Origin of the sequence: Bacillus sp. 7_6_55CFAA_CT2, from assembly GCF_000238655.1 — a bacterium.
Taxonomy (GTDB): Bacteria; Bacillota; Bacilli; order Bacillales; family Bacillaceae_G; genus Bacillus_A; species Bacillus_A cereus.
The window spans coordinates 715,420-733,521 of record NZ_JH414709.1; the positions used below are offsets into that span (position 1 = coordinate 715,420).

Below are 18,102 nucleotides of genomic sequence, written 5' to 3' on the forward strand. Positions count from 1 at the left end.
GATCTTTTAGTATTTTTATGTCTCCATACAATATTTTTCAATAAGAAAAGAAGTAATATGGAAGGAGAGATACCAAACAAATAGTGATAAACGATTAATATATTATGTAATTATTATATTATAAAAGCGAAAATTAAGGTTTAAAATGGTTCGTAAGTGATATGTTTTTGTTTATTAATCTATTTTTCATTGTGTGATTTTTTAAATTTAACAGAAATATATACTTGAATGAAGTATATATTTCTGTTAAATTTATCCTATGGATAGAACAAGTTTAATTAAAGGTCATTTAGAAATGTGTGTATTATCTATTTTGTCGAAAAAGAAAAGTTATGGTTATGAGATTATGAAAGAACTTGAAATAAACAATTTAAAATTGAAAGGAGTAGGAAGTATTTATCCTATTTTAACTAAGTTGAAAAATCAAGAGTGGGTTAACACTTATCAAGAGGTAACAGACAGTGGTAAAGTGAGGATTTATTATGAAATTAATGAAAATGGGAAAATACGTCTTGAGAAGAAAATTAATGAGTGGTTAGAATTGCAATTGGACATTCAAACATTATTAAAAAGCGGTTTGAAAGGAGACCTTCTGAAATGAGGAATAAATTGATAGGTAAAGAAAAGCAATTTTTAAGAGACGTACTTAAGGAATTAAAGCAATACGATATTAGTTTAGAAGAAAGGGAAAATATTAAGAGACAAATATTAGAACATATTCAAGAGTGTCATGAACATGGTGAAGACAGTATAGATGATTTAGGTACCCCTCAATTATTTGTTAAAGATTTTATAGAAATAAATGAAATTGATTTACAAGTTAAAATGAAACAACTTCAAAATGAAAAAAGAAAATTCAACACATTTATCTTACGTGGCATATTCATCGCAATTATTACTTACCTCATCTCGCAAACTACATTTTCAATATTTTTAACTGAATCATTTAATTCAACTAATAGCAAAAATACATTTAATTATAATATTTTATATCGCATATCAGAGAATCAATGGTGGAACGTTTTATTAATAATGATTAGCTTTATGCTCTCTGTAGTAGTGTTTATTAGCTTAGTAAGTTATAAAAAAAGAAAGCTATCTAAAGTATAATGAAGAAAACTATCTATAAACTATTTCAAATCTATATTCTTTGTAATGTAATAGTATTATGTATCATTTATCCAAAAGCATATGCTCAGCAAGATATTAAAGCTACTTTAGATAAGTATATTGAAAAATTTATAAAGGAACAGAATATTCCAGGGGCTGCTGTTGCAATTGTACATAATAAAGATGTATTCTTCACTAAAACGTGGGGGATTACTGGGGAATCTGAAAAAAAAATAACTAGTAAAACACCATTTGCAATCGGCTCAATAAGCAAATCTTTAACAGCTTTAGCTATAGTGAAATTAATAGAAGACAAAAAGATAAAATTAGAGGATTCAGTTCAACAACATCTTCCTTGGTTTAAACTAAAAGATTCTCAAATATCCTCATCTATAACAATCCAACACCTTTTAACTCATACAAGCGGAATAAACACATATGAAGGCTTATTAATATCAGATAAGCAATCCAAAAGTTCTACAGCATTAAAAGAAAATGTAATGAGACTTTCAAATGTAAAATTAACTGCTCTACCAGGAGAAAAATATCAATATAGTAATGCGAATTATATTGTTTTAGGTGCACTTATTGAGGAAATTACAAATGATACATATTCCTCATATATGGAAAAACATGTTTTTCAGCTATTAAATATGAATGGTGCGGCAGCAAGTAAAGAAACTGCATATGAAAAAGGCTATTTAACAGGTTATCAGTCATGGTTTGGCATACCAAGAAAAAGTGTAGTATCCTATGATAATGCCGGGGCACCGTATGGTTATATTACCGCAAATTTGGAAGATATGATTCAATTTATTATGTTTTTGAATCGACAAGAAGATACTCAATTTTTAAAGAAAGAAAACATCGACCTTTATCTTACACCACTTTATAACATAAATTCAGAAAAAAGCTATGGTTTTGGATTAAGAACAACAAGTATAAATGAAAGCGAAACGATGATTTGGCATTCAGGATCAACGCCCGATGCTCGTACAGAAATATTTACTTTAAATAAAAGTGGCTGGGGTGGTGTGATTTTAACAAATAAAAATCATGTATTAGAAGAACCAGCACTTTCAGTATTAAAAAAGGGGATTATTAATATTTTGAATGAAGAAGAACCGGTTGATCCCCATAAAAGCATACCATTTACACAAATTGTTATGTCTACAGTTATACTCGCGCTTTTCATTTCATCAATTATGTTAATTAAAAAATATAAACATAAGGAAACTGTAAAAAAATTAACTTGGTTATTCGTAGGGGCTCTATTCCTACTATTATCTATTATTTTCATCCCACTTCTTACTTATTGTACAAGCTCACCATGGCGTACGATAAAAATATTTGCGGCAGATGTAGGTTTACTTACAAGTATTATAGTAATTTTATTAGCTGTGAACGGATTATTATCAATCTTTATAGGCATAAGACAGAAGAGTATATAAGGGTAAATAATTAAAGAAATATAATTCAAACGTTATAAACAGTTGCCCCTCACACAATGTTATTGTTTAAAATAAAGTTGAGCTTCAAAGCAGATGTAACTTATAGGAGGAAATCATGTTTAAAATAGGGGATTTTTCAAAACTATCTTCCATTAGTATACGAATGTTGAGACACTACGATAAAGTGGAATTACTACAACCAGTAAAAGTCGATGAGCAGAGTGGATATCGATTTTATTCAGCAGACCAATTAAAAAAAGTAAATCAAATTCAAACGTTAAAAGCTATGGGGTTTAATATTGCTACCATCAAAGAAATAATAGAATGCGATAATATAGATACCATAAAAGAGCAATTTTTTAATCGTAGTGCTCAAATTAAAGAAGACATGAATAACCTCCAAAAACAATTACGTCTCCTCGAAGACTCAATGAAAACGATGAGAGAGGATGTTGTTGAGATGAATTATCATGTTTCAATAAAAGAAATTCCAGAAAGAACTGTAGCTAGTGTTAGAAAGATTATTCCATCGTATAATTGCGAAGGTGATTTATGGAGTGTATTAATGCAAGAAATTCAAATGAAAAATATTAGTATTGCCCAACCGAGTTATAGTATTGCGGTTTTCCATGATCGTGAATACAAAGAAAATGATGTGGATATAGAAATACAGCTAAGTATTCTTGGTAAGCACGAAAATACAAAAGACGTTACATTTAAAAATATGGAATCGACTAATGTAGCTTCTATAACAGTTAATGGAAGTTATGAACAGATGACAGCTGTAAATGAGGCTGCGGCAAAATGGATTGAGACAGAGGGTTACAAATTAGCAGGCCCGATGTTTAATATTTATCATGTGAGCCCAGCGATGGAATCCGATTCTAATAAGTGGGTTACAGAAGTTTGTTATCCAATAAACAAATAAGTAATAAAAAAAGGCATGTTTTATGCCTTTTTTATTTTATTAATATCTCAAGATATATAAATCTTTATCTTTACAGTTTTCGTATCGGACTATATAAGGCAATAAAGACTTCAATTATTTTAGTAAAAGCAGCTAAAGCAAATATAAATACAGGATTGTAGGCTGAAATAATTCCACCTACTAATGCCCCCAATGGCATAGATAATCGTGTAAGTACACGAGAAAAACCTAAAACACGTCCTTGCAAATTGGATGGAACAGTTTCCTGCCGAATTGATGTAACAATCGTATTCCATGTGATATTACATGTCATCGCGATTCCGAAAGCAATTCCGGGAGCAAGCCAATATGTACTCCACAAAGCAAATGTTAACCCAAGCGCTCCTAAAAATAGGAGTAAAGGAATAAGTACACCACGTCGAAATTTCTTTTCTAAAGGAACGGCAATTAAGCTTCCTAAAAGCCCACCTATTCCTATTAAAGTATAATTATAGCCACTTTGTGCGGAGGTGAGATTTAATGTCGATAATAAATAATACATAAGTACACCTAAAACAGCACTTGCTCCAAAGTTACCTACCATAGCTTGAAGTGACAAAGCTATATTTAACCAATCATTTTTGAGCCATTTAAAACCATCAAACAAATCATTTAGTACATTTTGCAATATTTTTTTATCAGTATTCTTTTTATTTAAGTTTTTCATAGAAGGTAATATAATCACAGCAATTTAATGTAGCAATAAATGAAAGAGCATTAATCCAAAGTACTTGAAAGCCGCCAATAAAAGATATGAAAAGCCCAGCTATGATTGGACCAAACAAACTAGCCAATTGATTAACCATTTGATATAAAGAATTAGCCTTCGTTAATGATGCACCTGCGATGTGTGGAATGACTGTAACTGTTGTTACATCAAAAAGCATGGACATAACTGCTAAGATAAAAGTAATTACGTATAAATGCCAGACTTCTAATATATGTAATGCATGTAGAATTGGTACGAGACTTACTAAAATAATATTGGTAATATCCGCCATCCAAAGTAACTTTTTTCGATCATATCGATCAACTAGTACACCAACTAAAGGGCCAAATAAAACGATTGGCAATACGTTTACAGCAAATAAAGAACTCATAATTACAGCTGAACCAGTTAATTGATAGGCAATCCAAGGCAGTGCAAAAGTATATAATGAATCCCCGATTCGTGAAATGAGTAAACCAAAAATAAAAATCTTGTATTCTTTTGAAAAAATTGTCTTGACAGTTAATCTTCGTTCTTGTACAAATTTCACAATTGTATGAACCACCTTTAGTAAAGAGGAATTTGAAAATAATCCGTCCAATACGTATTAAATATAGAATTCTGTAAGAAGTTGTTGAATCCTACCTTTATAAGGTTAATTTTATATAAAAGTGTAGGGAATAGAAATTAGGGCGGCTTTTATTGGATGAGGCGGTATGATTCGAGAACAAAAGGGGTTGCTGGATAAAGAGTTAATCTTACAACCTTTTCCACAACTTTTGTTTTAGCAGAACTAATAAAAGAGAATCCTATATTACTTCAGCAATGTTTAAATTAGCAACAAAAGCCACTGTAATAAGGGGCTTTTGTTGCTAATAATTTAATGATATGTGTACCCTCCATCTGGAAATAATACATTACCCGTAGTAAAACTATTTTGCATTAAATATAGAACAGTATGTGCAATTTCATTATTATGGCCAGGCCTTTTTACAAGAGAAAGAGATTTATAAGATTCATAAGCATTATCAAGAAATACCACCTAAAGTAGAATATAGCTTAACTGAACATGGAAAAACAGTCAGTACTGTTTTGGATAGTGTGTGTAGTTGGGGAAGAGGTCATTTAGAACATATAGATAAAGATGAACTATAAAATTGTTATGTAAACTTATCGTCGTACGAAGTGGAATGGTGTTTTAATAATTTGTATTTTATAATATATAATTAAATAGTGTTGTAGGTTATTATACATATTTAATTCGTTTTTACAAAGGGGAGTTATAAGGTGAATGAATTAGAGTACAAAAGCTTTTATGATAAAGTAGGAAGATTAAATGGATGGGATTTTAGTAAAATAAAATGTGAAACTGTAGGAGAAATATGGGACTTTTATGGAGAAGTGAAAGAAAGATGTAAATCATCAGACATTCTACTTGATGTTGGTACAGGCGGAGGAGAAAATGTACTTAACATAGCATCATCAGCTAAATTGTTGATTGGAATTGATAATTCTAACGGCATGATTGAAACGGCACATTCTAATTTGAAAAAATCAGGTGTACAAAATGTTGAGTTTATTCAAATGGGTTCTGAAGCTTTAACGTTTCCGCATGCGCATTTTGATATCGCTTCAAGTTGTCATGCACCATTTGCAGCGACTGAATTATCAAAAGTAATGAAAAAGGGTGCTTTTTTCTTAACGCAACAAGTTAGCGAACATGATAAATTAAACCTAAAAGAGACATTTGGGAGAGGACAATGCTTAGGTGAAAGAGATGGAACTTTAAAAGAAAAGTATATGGGTGAACTTATAAATGCAGGATTTGAACTCGTGCAAGTACGTGAATATGATGTTACTGATTATTACAATACGCCTGAAGATCTCATTTTCTTATTAAAACATACGCCTATTATTCCTAGATTTGGAGAAGAGGAAGAGGATTTTAATATTTTACAAAAGTTCATTGACACGAATAGTTCTGAAAAAGGGATTCATACAAATTCAAAAAGATTTATGATTATCGCTGTTAAATTATAATATATTTTAGCGTAAAAGCTGCTTTTCATTTAAAGAAAAGCAGCTTTTTGTGTGGAAAAGAATACAGGAAATACTTGAAAATAATAGAAATAAATAAAGTGTAAATCAAAATATGGAGGATAAATGTTTTGAAACGTTACTATATTAGCAATGAAAAAATAAATGTACATATTACTGAATGGGGGAATAATGACAAGCCCGTTATCTTTTGTTTACATGGATTAGGTAGTACGAGTTTAAGTTTTATAGAAATTGCTGAGGAATTAAAAGAAGAGTATAGATTTATCTCCGTTGATGCACCTGGACATGGTAAAACACCGCCATTTGAAAGAACAGAAGATTATGAGATGCAGAATTTAGCAAATTGGTTAAATGAAATAATAAATGAATTGAGAATCGAATACTTCTATTTTCTATCACATTCATGGGGAAGTTTTGTAGCGTTATTTTATTTGTTACATCATTCAGAAAAAGTACAAGGAAGTATTCTTATTGATGGTGGATATCAAACAAAAAGGCTTCAAGAAAAAACGTTGGAAGAAGAAATTGCTTATTATGAAAAGGACTTTGATGAATACGTTTTTAATAATTGGGACGAATTTTTCAAAAGTGAAAAAGAAGCTTATACTAGGTGGTCTTCATTGTTAGAAGTTGCTGTAAAGGACCTAGGGATCGAAATGGATAACAAAGTATGGTGGCATGCCAGGGGGAATACAGCTAGTAATATAATAAGAGGTATGTACAAAGATGAAACGATAGATATATATGAGAAGCTGCCGGCTAATATTGTATTACTCCGAGCTACAGTTCCACAAGTTTGGGCGGATTATAGAGATAAGACAGTAAATGTTTTCAAAGAGAAAACGGACAGTATAGTAAAAGTAATTCCTGATACTACACACATGTTGCACTGGGATAAACCAGAAATTGTTATAGCAGAAATAAAAAATAATTGGAGCTAACATATTCATACTAAAGTTGTAGTTTCTATATGGAAAATCCATCCTTCCGTTTGATTTTATCTATTTATAAGTGTAATACAATACGAATAGATAATAAGAAATGAGGGGGAATGTAAAGTGATTACACATATATCAGATATAAAACTACAAACGGTTTCCATAGAAGGGGTAAAACAAGTTTATAAGGACATATTATCTTTTCCAATAAAAAAAGAAACAGCATCCTTCATTCAATTTGAAGTAACACCTTATACAACAATTAGTTTTCAAGAAGTGTATGAACCAATTGCACCTGCACATGTTGCTTTTGAAATCCCATATTCAAAATTTCATGAAACAGCAAGATGGCTTGAGGAGTCTGGATTACTCATTGCGAAATGGAAAGATGGTCATATAATTGATGAAGAGGATGGTCGATTCAATTTATACTTTAAAGACGGAGATGGAAATCTACTCGAAATTATCGCGCATAGTTATGTTAAAGAAGATGTATTAGTACCGCAGTCACCTTTAAACATTTTATATGTAAGGGAAATTGGTCTTCCTGTTAAAAGTGTACCTATTTTTAGGGAATGGCTGAAATCAAATCTAAATATGAAAACGATGGAAGACGGGGATATTTTTAACTTTGTAGTTGGTGGCACTGCTTATGTCGTCGCAACTTGGTGGCAGCGACCTTGGATTCCAATCGCGATGAAAGCTCTATCACCGAAAGTACACGTTTCTTTCGGAACACCAGACGTCGCATTTTTACAGCGAATCCAAAATAACTTTAAGAAAAATGGTGTATCATTTGAATATAAATGTAATGAAGTATCATTTATTGAGCAAGGATATACATTTTCAATTGTGCATACATCAGAGTTTCATTCTGATATTCCTAAACAATTAAACTTACCGCTTTCTATTTAAGGATGGAAAGCGGTAAGTTTTTTGTATATTCGTGAAGAAGGTTTTAGCTAGGATTATAGTGAATTTAAAGAGAGGTATAAGGTGTTATTTTAATTTATGTTAAGGGGAGAAATGAAGTGGTTTTAGGTAATCCAATTGCAAAAGGGAATACAGCAGAAATTTATTTAACTGATGATAAGGTTGTAAAATTATTTAAAGATTACCTCCCAGATACAGAGTCTATGAATGAAGCAAAAAAACAAAAATATGCTTATTCATGCGGGCTGCCAGTTCCAAACGTATTTGAAGTGACAAAGATACACGATAGACAGGCAATTATTATGGGATACGTAAAAGGGGACAGTGTTGGTGATCTCCTACTTAATAATTTAAATGAGGCAGAGCGTTATATCGGACTTTGTGTTAATGAGCAAAAAAAGATCCATGCTATACGTGTGAATACAGATGAAATGGAGTTAATGAGGAAAAGGTTAGAGCGTCAAATTAAATCTGTACATAAATTGGATGAAAGCAAAAAGAAGAATATATTACAAAAATTAGATTCTATTACATTTGATTTTAGGCTATGTCATGGAGATTTCCATCCATTTAATTTGATTTTGAGTAAGGAAGAGAAAGTGAAAGTTATAGACTGGGTAGATGCAAGTTCAGGTGATATTCGTGCAGATGTATTTCGAACATACTTGTTGTACTCACAATCTTCGGTAGAATTAGCTGAGATGTATTTACATATATATTGCAGTCGTACCGGCTTATCAAGAGATGAAGTTTTTCAATGGGCTCCTATTATTATTGCAGCTAGATTTTCTGAAAAAGTATCACCGCAAAATGAAGTGTATTTGAAAAGATTATTGAATCAGTATTTATAAGTCATAAAAAAGGCTGTCAGCAAATTAATAAATGCTGTTGTTTAACCAAAGTTTCCTTTTAGTTAAACAACAGCATTCTTAAATATTGATATAGGTATACTTATTTTCGATCTTCATCCTATAAAGGTTCATAATCCGTACTTGTTCCTCCGTTAATTCTTCTTTATCCCAATACATATGCATTAAGCTATATTCAAAAATCTCCTTTAATTTAATAAATAATGGAAACTTGTCTATCATCTCTTTTGGTAGTTCATTTTCCTCTTGGTAGCCTTCAAATAGTGCTTTTGTAATAGAATGTTCATAGTCAATGATATTCCCATTTCCAGAAAATGAATATTCTATCGCACTATAAATAGGAACGGCTAAATCGAATATGTAAAAATGTTTTTCGCAGTCTTGAAAATCTATCATTGTTAAGTTTGAATTATTTTCGACTAAAATGTTTTCTAACCATAAATCTCCGTGTATTAAGCCGTAATTTGAAGGGGATTTTGGTAGCTCTTTTATGGAAGTTAAAACGTCAGATGCAATTTCTCTTATTGTATTTTCTTCTTTAGGGATATATTTAAGAAAATTATATTCTTCATTTTCATACCAATCGTTTATATGTTTTACTGGTTTAATCTTTTCAAAGCTTTTAGATATACGATGTAATTTTCCAATTTGTTTACCAAGTTTTTTAAATATATTAGAATTCCATTCAGACCTTGGTAAATGTATACCAGGAGCAGCTTTATATAATACAGCAAAAATCTCCTTGTCTAATGTGAATTTTTCTACAAAATTCCCTTGTAATGAAGGGATTATTGGTGGAACACCTAAACCATTTTGATATAAAAAATTTGTATATAAAACTTCTTCTATCTGTTCTTCATATGTTTTGTAGTTTGTAATTCTACTGAAGTATGTACCTTGTTCTGTAAGACATTCATACATCTCATTTGTTATTGGCTTAATGTTAATAAAATTCAACGGATACTGTTCATTTATGAATTGAAGTATTTCTTTTTCTAGCTTGTTCATTGAAACGTCCTTTCCAAACCTTAATTTTTTAACTTGGGAATTAAAAGAATTTTATTTTATAAAATTCGTGTTTAATTTTTGAAATCCTTTAAAATGAAATATGATGTAAATTGACCTTTAATAATTAGTAAGGTGTTGCCAACATACTCATTAACGCTAAATTGAAAAATGAATAGAAGGTATGACAAAATAAGATAGATGAAAAAATATAAAATTAATACTTATATATAGATTATAAAGACTTTAGAGAAAGGCTCATGTTATAAAACACAAGAAATATCAAAAGAAAGAAACGCACTTCTCCTATACTTTTAAATAAGGAGTGAAGGAAATGAATGAACATATACAGCAGATGATTAATTGGATTGAGAGCAATTTAAAAAAGAGATTTTCATTAGATGAATTATCTCGTTACATGGGGTATTCTCCTTATTATTGCTCTTTTAAATTTCATCAAGTAACGGGTTTCAGTATTAGACGTTATATTCTTCTTAGAAGGTTGTATTTATCTACGGAAGATTTAAAGAAAGGTAGGAAGATAATTGAGGTAGCGTTGGATTACGATTACTCTTCCCAAGAGGCTTATAGTAGAGCTTTCAAAAATGTTTTTGGAATGAATCCAAGAGAATACCAACTTAACAAAATGCCTATTCAATCATTTGTTAAACTAAATTTAAATAAAGAAGGGGTGTTTAAAATGAATATTTCTAGAAAAATAGAGGTTGAACAGTTACGAGATAGGAAGAGTGAGCTATTTGATAAAGAGGTACTTAACATATTAAATGGTCAAGTTATGTATGAAGAATTTAAAAACGAAAAGCTAATGGGTGATTCTGATTATGCACCATTTAATGAGGCAATGTGTGTGAACTCGGCTACTACTCAAGTTTTTAATGAAGAGTTTATTAAAACAAGAGCGAAAGGACATAACAGTTCAGTAGAAAGTTATATAAAAAAGGTTATAGATCCGTTAGAAAACCTTTTTACGAAAAAGTATAAATGTATTGTTCTATGGTTTGGTGAAGATATGTTTTGCCAAATGAACCTACTTACCATACTTTCTCACCTTGAACAGTCTGCTTATGAAGGGAAGGTATACTTAAATAGCTTTAGAGAGGATGAATTTAAAGTAAATCAAATTGAACTTGAATTGGGGAATTATTCTTCTATATACAATGAAGTATTAGTACACCATAAAAAGACCTCTCATAAGGTACCACCTGTAATGTATCAGGCTATAGACTTATTTTTAGAAATGTTAACAGAAGATAATGCAGTAATGAAATTCATCTCTAAAAATAAAGATTTATCAACTCGTGAATTATTAATAAAGTTGTTTTATCTTTTTCCAACAATCGGATATGGAGATACTCAGTACATAGAGCTGATTAATAAAATAAAGAAGAAAGCTACACCAAAAATATAGGTGCAGCTTTCTTCTTATAATTGCTCAAGTAATTCTAATTCTTTTTCTACAAATAGCATTAGTTCTTTAATTGTTTCACCAGAAAAATCAAAACGAATACCGGCTGCATCATACACTTCTTTTATAGATTGTGAGCTTCCTAGTGATAATGCCTTTTTATAATTTTCTAGCGCTTGCTTAGGATCCTCTTTATATTGTTTATACATTTGTAATGCACCAAGTTGGGCGATCGCATATTCAATATAATAAAATGGTACTTCAAAAATATGGAGTACAGGTAGCCAACTCGTTGCTATCCAGTTTTCGTAGCCATCAATATGTATGAAGCTAGACTGATAATGTTTTTGAAGTTGTAAGTATTTTTCATTTCTTTCTTCAGAAGTATGACTTGGATTTTCATACAGCCAGTGTTGAAATTGATCGACAATAAGCATAATAGGTAAATATGAAATAACATCTTTAAAGAAGTTAATTTTTGCTTGTTTTAAATCTTTTTTGTCTGTATAGAAGGTATCCCAATAATTAAGCGAGAATAACTCCATTGTCATACTGGCTAGCTCAGCTGTTTCAGCTGGAATTTCTATATACTGTCGTAATTTTAATGGTTTTATGAGTTCGTTATGAATACTATGACCCATTTCATGTATAAAAGTGACAATATCATCTTGTGTATAATTTAAGTTCATAAAAATATAAGATAATTGTGAAGCTGGTAAGTACTCACAAAAGCCACCAGCTGCTTTTCCTTTGCGGCTTGTTAAATCAAGACAATTGTGTTTATACATTCGGTTTAAAAGTGCTGAAAATTCAACATCTAGTTTATTAAAGATATGAGTGCTCTTTTCAATTAAATCATTTTCATTTGCAATAGGTTTAAGTACTTTTTGATCTGGAGTTACAGCTGATACATCCCACGGGCGAAGCGTATCAACTTGCAGTTTATCTTTTTTCTCTAGCAATATTTTATCTTTAAGAGGCACAACATACTTACGTATGGATTCAGCTAGTTCATAGCAATCTTTCGCTGAATAATCAAAACGCTCGTATTTTTTGAACATATAATCGCGATAATTCTCTAGTTGAATATTTTTTGCTTTTTGATGGCGAATTTCAATTAATTGATTTAATATGTTTTGGAGTTCTTTTTCAACAGATAAAAATTTTTCAGAAATAATGGTTTTTGCCTTTTTACGGGTGTCACGATTCGAATCTTGTAAATAGGATTGTAATTCTGTTATCGTTTTTTCTTCTCCGTCCCAAATTCCACTTAATCCTCCAGTGATTTCAAAGTACTCTGTGATTAATTTGTCTTCCTTTATTTCTAATTCAATATTTTCCTCACAAAATAACTTTTGAGCGTTTTTTATTTTTGTATCTAATAAACCATATACGTTAGAATCTAATTCCATTCGAAAAGGTGACTCTAAATATTTATTATCCAATAAATTTTGGTACCGCTTTAAAAGTGGCTTTACAAATTGTTGATCATGTTCAAAAGTATCCTTTATTTCTTCATCATCCGTATTACATTGAAAGGCGATGTAATGTGATCTTAATTGTTCTTCGATGTCCCAAATTACTTTTGACTGCTCTTTTAACCAATTTTCAAGGTCTAGTTTTGAAGAAATCATTTTATTTAATAAAGTCGAAAGAGTTTTGTCCAATTGTAGTACATTACTAATATCAATCGTATTTACACGTTGCATTATATATCCCTCACTTTTTATTTATTCATAGAGATATTCTATTTATTAATTGTAATTTCCTTGTTAAGTGGGGAAAATGTGAAATAATGTTAAATTTAATAATTAAAGAAGGTATTTATATGTCAAAGTAAAAAGTTTATCGTAAATGAAAATGTTTGGAGGGGTGCTACATGAGAAAGGGAAAGAAGTTACTTGTACTTTTATTTCCATTTGCTTTATTATGTGCCTGTGAGAATGACATTGAAGATGCTAAAAGTGAAGATTCTATAGTGATGGATATTGCCACAGCAGCGGTAAAGGAGGAATCTTTTTTTAGTGCTGCTATAAGAGATGAAAAAGAAAGGATAGTAGATTTAGAGATTGCTGATAGCGAAGATAGTAACGAAATAAAAAATGATATTAATAAAAGATTGGTGATACAAGGTGTAACGTCTTATAAAATCAATATAACTCAAAGAAATAGAGAAGTTGTAAAGGCAGAGAGTAGATGGAATCAAGTTTTTGGACATATATTTGATGATGTATTCAGAAAAAATGGATATGAAGGGTTTGGTATTCAGCAAATAAATTATAAAAAGAATCAACCTGTTACCATTGATATAAAAACTAAGATTAGCGATGATGAAGTAGGGGCGAGAGAACTTGGACAGAAAATAGAAAAAGAAGTTGAAGTTGTACTTAAAACAGAAGCAGTAAAGAAATGGATTGAAAATGATTCATATGCTATTGGGATTTACGATATAGATGATCGGAAAATTAACTAATTGAGGAATGAATGCTATATGAATAGAAAACCGATGGAATCAAATATAGAATTGCTGAAGGAGGTGTAATATGTATAAGTATTTACATATTTTAAATGACATTGAAAATAAGATTCAAAATGGAGATATAAAAGAAGGAAAGAAATTACCGTCTATACGGTCACTCGTTACGCAATATGAATGTAATAAGGCAACAGTTATACGTGCGCTTCATGAATTAGAAAAGCGTCACATTATATATTCTGTCCCTCAAAGTGGATACTACGTTGTTAAGAAATCTGGGAGTACCATAGAAAATAACGAGATAATTGATTTCGCTTCTTCAGCACCAGATCCAGATGTTTTCCCATATTTAGATTTTCAGCATTGCATTAATAAGGCTATTGATACTTATAAAAATGATTTGTTCGTATACGGAACACCGAAAGGGTTACCATCTTTAATTCCAGTCATTCAAAAACAGTTGGCAAATTATCAAGTGTTCACGAAAGAAGACAATATTTTTATAACATCAGGTGTGCAGCAGGCGCTTGCTATATTAACTTCTATACCATTTCCGAATGGAAATGAAACTGTATTAATTGAACAGCCAACATATCATCTATATATTGATTATCTAGAAATAAATAAAGTTCCTGTAATCGGTATTAAACGTACGAATGAAGGTATCGATTTGAATGAATTGGAGCAAATATTTCAAACTGGAAAAATAAAATTCTTTTATACGATACCGAGATATCATCATCCGCTTGGAACTTCTTATTCTAAAGATGAGAAAGAAAATATCGCACTATTGGCTAAGAAATACAATGTATTTATAGTGGAAGATGATTATTTAGCAGATTTAGAAACTGATTCAAAAGCAGATCCGTTATATAGCTTGGATAATTGTAGTCATGTCATATATTTGAAAAGTTATTCGAAGATTATTTTTCCTGGTTTACGGGTTGGAGTTGCAGTCATCCCACCATCCATTGCAAATGCGTTCTATACATACAAAAAGATACTAGATATTGATAGTCCAATGATTTCTCAAGCGGCTTTAGAAATTTATATAAAGAGCGGTATGTTTGAACGTCATAAAAATAAAATTAAATCTTCCTATCACAATAGATCTAAAAAATTAGCAGAAACACTAGAAAGAACTCATAGTGAAAACCCACTTTTATTCACATATAAAAAGCATAATACAATTGGAATTCATACTTGTTTAAAATTACATAAAACGAGTATTTCAGAAATGTTTTTCAAAAGACTAAGTGAAAAACAAATAAGTATTGATACAATTGATAAAAATTATGTGAGAGGTTTTCCGAAAGAAAGACTATTAAAGTTAAACGTATCGAATGTAAAGGAAGATAGGATTGAAGAAGGAATTCGTAAAATAATAGAGGAAATCAAACAATTGGAACATATATCCTTCCAATTTAAAAAAGAAAAAAATGAATAAGTAGCTTTGTTGTGAGACGCAAAATAATTCTTTTGTTTGTGTGTATCGCTATAATAATTGAAGCTATTGTTGTAACTAAATATTATAATAAGGATGATAATTATAATCCTTCAAAGATACATGGCTCGATTTATTGGAAGATAATCCCTAAAACCAATGCTTAATTAAGGTTATGGCGGGTATAAACCAATTAGAACGTGATCTGATTCGTAGGTGGAAACATAAAGGTATTGAACTGAATAAGAAAGAAGGAAAATTTAAAGGTTGGTTAAAGAAATACTATAAAAATCATGCAGGAATGAATTATGCAGTAAAGCTTTATGAAGAGGTAGATATGAATGTAAATCAAATTTGTGAAATTACAAATGTGTCTAGGGCCTCATTATTTAGAAAGCTATCGGAAAGGAACAGTTGATGAGTTATACTAAAAATCAGAAATATATAATAAGGGATAAATTCCATAGAGAGGTGGAATTACATGCCTAAAATTGATAATATGTTAGCGATTCTATGGATGCTTCGCTCAGGTAAAAAAATTACTGCAAAACAAATTTCAGAAAAGTTAGAGATGAATATAAGGACTGTGTATCGTTATATTGATACAATTTCAACAAGTGGTGTACCTATAATTTCAGAACCAGGACATAACGGTGGATACACGTTATTAAACAATTTTATTGAGGCTCCTCTTTTTTTTGATTTTGAAGAGCAAACTTCACTATTTCACGCTGCTGTTTTTGCAGAAGAAGCCGGATATTATGGAGGTGAAGCATTAAATAGGGCCATTTCAAAACTAAGTAAATACTCAAATCAAGAGCAGGAAGCAAAGATAAACCGACATTTAAGTAGTCTAGAAGTAATAAGTCGATTTAGTTCATCCTCTATGGAACATTTTTTGAAGGAGTTGGAGGAGGCCGTAACTGATGGGTATTCAGTAAAAATTCTTTATTATAAAAGTGGGAAAAAGCAATTAAATTATAGATTGGTCGATCCGTACAGAATTATCTATTGGAATAATAGGTGGTATGTGATTGGATTTTGTCATCTTAGGAATGATATCCGTAGTTTTAGGGTAGATCGAATTGAAAATTTAATGCTAACCGAAAATAAGTTTAACCGGCCAGAAAATTTTTCAGCACGTGACTTTTTTATAAAAAATCTTCTTCCAACTATAGAAGATAAGGAAGGGATTATTTCTTTGGTTATTAGTGGGGATAAAAGTGTATTGGATGATATTTGCCAACATTGGTTTTTAGGACATTATTTACAAGTGCGAACTTCAAATCAAGCAGTTTTTCTTCTTGAAAAAGATATGATACATACATATGTACCTTATTTACTTTTACCGTACAATAAATCTATTAAAGTTATTGAGCCAATAAGTCTTAAGAAAAGACTTATTGAAGTTCTGTCGGAATTAATAAAATTTCATGAAGTTATATTATAATATCCATATCAATTGTGATTGGAGTGATATGGGATGCAAACAAAAAAAGTTTTTCTATATGTATTTAATACAATGTCGGACTGGGAATATGGATATTTAATTACCGAACTAAATTCAGGAAGATATTTTAAAAAAGATTTAGTACCTTTAAAAGTAATTACAGTAGGAGCTAATAAAGAAATGATTACTACTATGGGGGGACTGAGCATAAAACCAGATATTTCCCTTGATGAATGTACTTTTGAGAGTAAAGATCTTTTAATTTTACCAGGAGGGACTACTTGGAGTGAAGAGATTCATCAACCTATCTTGGAAGGAGTTGGCCAAGCTTTAAAGTTTGGTACTATTGTTGGTGCAATTTGTGGTGCAACTGAGGCCCTTGCAAATAGGGGATACTTAGATACTAGAAAGCATACAACTAATAATTTAGAATACACTAAAATGGTATGTCCTAACTATAAAGGAGAAAAATTCTATGAGTTGAGATCTGCGGTATCTGATGCGAACTTAGTTACTGCATCAGGAATAGCTCCTCTGGAATTTGCGATGGAAGTACTGAAAAAATTAGATGTATTTGCACCAGATACATTACATTCATGGTTTAACCTAAATAAAACTCACAAACCTGAATACTTCTTTCAGTTAATGAATTCAATAAATTGATGAACTAAAAAATCAACTAAGCAGATTTATATTTGTTTAAATAATAACCATGCTCTAGACAATGTCAAAGCATGGTTATTGAATATAACTTAAAAATGGTTATAAAGTAATGAAAATTCCTTAACTTTGTATATTCGTATTTTCCTGACGTTACCTCTATAAAAGGAAATATGATAACAATCATATACCCAAAGTGATAGAACTGAGTTATAAAAAGTAGAAGAAAAGTGTTATGTTAATAATTTTTAGAGCACCCAATTGTTGAGTGCTCTTTTTGTTTAGGACATAATTGTTTTAAATGGAAATAAACTACCAATAGATGATATCTTTAAAGTATAGCATTTATTTTGAATGGGAGGGTGATGGAGTCTATGGGGGTACGTATAGTCGATGATTTACAGCAATTATCATTATTACTTATGTTTTTAAGTACATTTATATTTTACAGATACTTAAAGAAAGTGAAACGAGAGAGAAAATTGACTGGTTTTGAATGGACAATGTATTTTGTCACTCAATTTGCGACATTAATTTGGGCATTCACTTATTTTATTAAACACTTAGCTGAATCGTAATTTCTACTCATTTAAATCTAGTGTA

General features: G+C 30.6%; 16 protein-coding genes and 4 pseudogenes. 16 read left to right on the plus strand and 4 right to left on the minus strand.

What is annotated here, in order from left to right; translation table 11 throughout:
• Nucleotides 1–259: 259 nt before the first annotated feature.
• The 4 genes from HMPREF1014_RS12575 (at nt 260) to HMPREF1014_RS12590 (ending at nt 3,489) form a co-directional block, all read left to right on the plus strand.
• Nucleotides 260–601: a PadR family transcriptional regulator gene (locus HMPREF1014_RS12575; RefSeq protein WP_000376286.1), complete on the plus strand. Its 342-nt coding sequence runs from the start codon at nt 260–262 to the stop codon at nt 599–601.
• The gene (locus HMPREF1014_RS12580; RefSeq protein ID WP_001244706.1) at nt 598–1,110 is read left to right on the plus strand and encodes a DUF1700 domain-containing protein; all 513 of its coding nucleotides are present in this window, start codon (nt 598–600) and stop codon (nt 1,108–1,110) included. The genes HMPREF1014_RS12575 and HMPREF1014_RS12580 overlap by 4 nt, the downstream gene beginning before the upstream one ends.
• Complete coding sequence (locus HMPREF1014_RS12585) at nt 1,110–2,561, plus strand: serine hydrolase domain-containing protein (protein ID WP_000751428.1); 1,452 nt, start codon at nt 1,110–1,112, stop codon at nt 2,559–2,561. Before HMPREF1014_RS12580 ends, HMPREF1014_RS12585 begins: the two co-directional genes overlap by 1 nt.
• A gap of 115 nt (nt 2,562–2,676) precedes the next feature.
• Nucleotides 2,677–3,489, plus strand: coding sequence for a MerR family transcriptional regulator (locus tag HMPREF1014_RS12590; RefSeq protein ID WP_000472628.1), 813 nt, complete (start codon nt 2,677–2,679; stop codon nt 3,487–3,489).
• Nucleotides 3,490–3,559: 70 nt separating this feature from the next.
• Here the strand turns inward: HMPREF1014_RS12590 and HMPREF1014_RS12595 are convergent.
• Together HMPREF1014_RS12595 and HMPREF1014_RS29965 are read right to left on the minus strand one after the other, a co-directional pair.
• Nucleotides 3,560–4,787 (minus strand): annotated as a pseudogene (locus HMPREF1014_RS12595) (MFS transporter).
• A 330-nt stretch (nt 4,788–5,117) separates the two neighbouring features.
• Nucleotides 5,118–5,261: pseudogene (locus HMPREF1014_RS29965) on the minus strand (SDR family oxidoreductase); the annotation flags it as partial.
• Between HMPREF1014_RS29965 and HMPREF1014_RS12600 the strand changes: the two are divergent.
• The 5 genes and pseudogenes from HMPREF1014_RS12600 to HMPREF1014_RS12620 all read left to right on the plus strand — a co-directional run.
• Nucleotides 5,258–5,392 (plus strand): annotated as a pseudogene (locus HMPREF1014_RS12600) (winged helix-turn-helix transcriptional regulator); the annotation flags it as partial. The pseudogenes HMPREF1014_RS29965 and HMPREF1014_RS12600 overlap by 4 nt on opposite strands.
• A gap of 132 nt (nt 5,393–5,524) precedes the next feature.
• Nucleotides 5,525–6,277 carry a class I SAM-dependent methyltransferase gene (locus tag HMPREF1014_RS12605; protein ID WP_001003878.1) on the plus strand — a complete coding sequence of 251 codons (753 nt, stop codon included), beginning with the start codon at nt 5,525–5,527 and terminating at the stop codon, nt 6,275–6,277.
• 128 nt (nt 6,278–6,405) lie between these two features.
• Complete coding sequence (locus HMPREF1014_RS12610; RefSeq protein ID WP_000833450.1) at nt 6,406–7,239, plus strand: alpha/beta fold hydrolase; 834 nt, start codon at nt 6,406–6,408, stop codon at nt 7,237–7,239.
• 117 nt (nt 7,240–7,356) lie between these two features.
• Entirely contained in the window at nt 7,357–8,151 is a 795-nt protein-coding gene (locus HMPREF1014_RS12615) for a VOC family protein (protein ID WP_000627936.1), read from the plus strand.
• A gap of 116 nt (nt 8,152–8,267) precedes the next feature.
• On the plus strand, nt 8,268–9,020 hold the full coding sequence (locus HMPREF1014_RS12620) for an aminoglycoside phosphotransferase family protein (RefSeq protein WP_000242840.1): 753 nt from the start codon (nt 8,268–8,270) through the stop codon (nt 9,018–9,020).
• A 78-nt stretch (nt 9,021–9,098) separates the two neighbouring features.
• Here the strand turns inward: HMPREF1014_RS12620 and HMPREF1014_RS12625 are convergent, their stop codons facing one another.
• Nucleotides 9,099–10,046, minus strand: coding sequence for a phosphotransferase enzyme family protein (locus HMPREF1014_RS12625; RefSeq protein ID WP_001037124.1), 948 nt, complete (start codon nt 10,044–10,046; stop codon nt 9,099–9,101).
• A gap of 331 nt (nt 10,047–10,377) precedes the next feature.
• Between HMPREF1014_RS12625 and HMPREF1014_RS12630 the strand changes: the two genes are divergently transcribed.
• Complete coding sequence (locus tag HMPREF1014_RS12630; protein WP_001002107.1) at nt 10,378–11,472, plus strand: helix-turn-helix domain-containing protein; 1,095 nt, start codon at nt 10,378–10,380, stop codon at nt 11,470–11,472.
• Between the two features lie 14 nt (nt 11,473–11,486).
• Here the strand turns inward: HMPREF1014_RS12630 and HMPREF1014_RS12635 are convergent, their stop codons facing one another.
• Complete coding sequence (locus tag HMPREF1014_RS12635; protein ID WP_001190011.1) at nt 11,487–13,178, minus strand: M3 family oligoendopeptidase; 1,692 nt, start codon at nt 13,176–13,178, stop codon at nt 11,487–11,489.
• Nucleotides 13,179–13,348: 170 nt separating this feature from the next.
• On the opposite strand from HMPREF1014_RS12635, the gene HMPREF1014_RS12640 reads away from it, so the two are divergent.
• From HMPREF1014_RS12640 to HMPREF1014_RS12665, 6 genes and pseudogenes are all read left to right on the plus strand, one after another.
• The gene (locus HMPREF1014_RS12640) at nt 13,349–13,942 is read left to right on the plus strand and encodes a DUF4030 domain-containing protein (protein WP_001225391.1); all 594 of its coding nucleotides are present in this window, start codon (nt 13,349–13,351) and stop codon (nt 13,940–13,942) included.
• A gap of 70 nt (nt 13,943–14,012) precedes the next feature.
• On the plus strand, nt 14,013–15,392 hold the full coding sequence (locus HMPREF1014_RS12645) for an aminotransferase-like domain-containing protein (protein WP_000280108.1): 1,380 nt from the start codon (nt 14,013–14,015) through the stop codon (nt 15,390–15,392).
• Between the two features lie 106 nt (nt 15,393–15,498).
• Nucleotides 15,499–15,807, plus strand: a pseudogene (locus HMPREF1014_RS12650) (helix-turn-helix domain-containing protein); the annotation flags it as partial.
• 63 nt (nt 15,808–15,870) lie between these two features.
• A complete protein-coding gene (locus HMPREF1014_RS12655) occupies nt 15,871–16,839 on the plus strand; it encodes a helix-turn-helix transcriptional regulator (RefSeq protein ID WP_001124138.1) in 969 nt (322 codons plus the stop codon).
• A 33-nt stretch (nt 16,840–16,872) separates the two neighbouring features.
• Nucleotides 16,873–17,502: a type 1 glutamine amidotransferase family protein gene (locus tag HMPREF1014_RS12660; RefSeq protein ID WP_001193604.1), complete on the plus strand. Its 630-nt coding sequence runs from the start codon at nt 16,873–16,875 to the stop codon at nt 17,500–17,502.
• Between the two features lie 371 nt (nt 17,503–17,873).
• The gene (locus tag HMPREF1014_RS12665; RefSeq protein ID WP_000538966.1) at nt 17,874–18,077 is read left to right on the plus strand and encodes a hypothetical protein; all 204 of its coding nucleotides are present in this window, start codon (nt 17,874–17,876) and stop codon (nt 18,075–18,077) included.
• Nucleotides 18,078–18,102: the final 25 nt, after the last annotated feature.

Excerpts from the sequence above, each read along its gene's own strand:
- HMPREF1014_RS12635 (WP_001190011.1), bottom strand. The coding sequence starts at position 13,178 with ATGCAACGTGTAAATACGATTGATATTAGTAATGTACTACAATTGGAC.
- HMPREF1014_RS12640 (WP_001225391.1), top strand. The coding sequence starts at position 13,349 with ATGAGAAAGGGAAAGAAGTTACTTGTACTTTTATTTCCATTTGCTTTA.
- HMPREF1014_RS12590 (WP_000472628.1), top strand. The coding sequence starts at position 2,677 with ATGTTTAAAATAGGGGATTTTTCAAAACTATCTTCCATTAGTATACGA.
- HMPREF1014_RS12580 (WP_001244706.1), top strand. The coding sequence starts at position 598 with ATGAGGAATAAATTGATAGGTAAAGAAAAGCAATTTTTAAGAGACGTA.
- HMPREF1014_RS12575 (WP_000376286.1), top strand. The coding sequence starts at position 260 with ATGGATAGAACAAGTTTAATTAAAGGTCATTTAGAAATGTGTGTATTA.
- HMPREF1014_RS12660 (WP_001193604.1), top strand. The coding sequence starts at position 16,873 with ATGCAAACAAAAAAAGTTTTTCTATATGTATTTAATACAATGTCGGAC.
- HMPREF1014_RS12645 (WP_000280108.1), top strand. The coding sequence starts at position 14,013 with ATGTATAAGTATTTACATATTTTAAATGACATTGAAAATAAGATTCAA.
- HMPREF1014_RS12655 (WP_001124138.1), top strand. The coding sequence starts at position 15,871 with ATGCCTAAAATTGATAATATGTTAGCGATTCTATGGATGCTTCGCTCA.
- HMPREF1014_RS12630 (WP_001002107.1), top strand. The coding sequence starts at position 10,378 with ATGAATGAACATATACAGCAGATGATTAATTGGATTGAGAGCAATTTA.
- HMPREF1014_RS12585 (WP_000751428.1), top strand. The coding sequence starts at position 1,110 with ATGAAGAAAACTATCTATAAACTATTTCAAATCTATATTCTTTGTAAT.
- HMPREF1014_RS12625 (WP_001037124.1), bottom strand. The coding sequence starts at position 10,046 with ATGAACAAGCTAGAAAAAGAAATACTTCAATTCATAAATGAACAGTAT.
- HMPREF1014_RS12665 (WP_000538966.1), top strand. The coding sequence starts at position 17,874 with ATGGGGGTACGTATAGTCGATGATTTACAGCAATTATCATTATTACTT.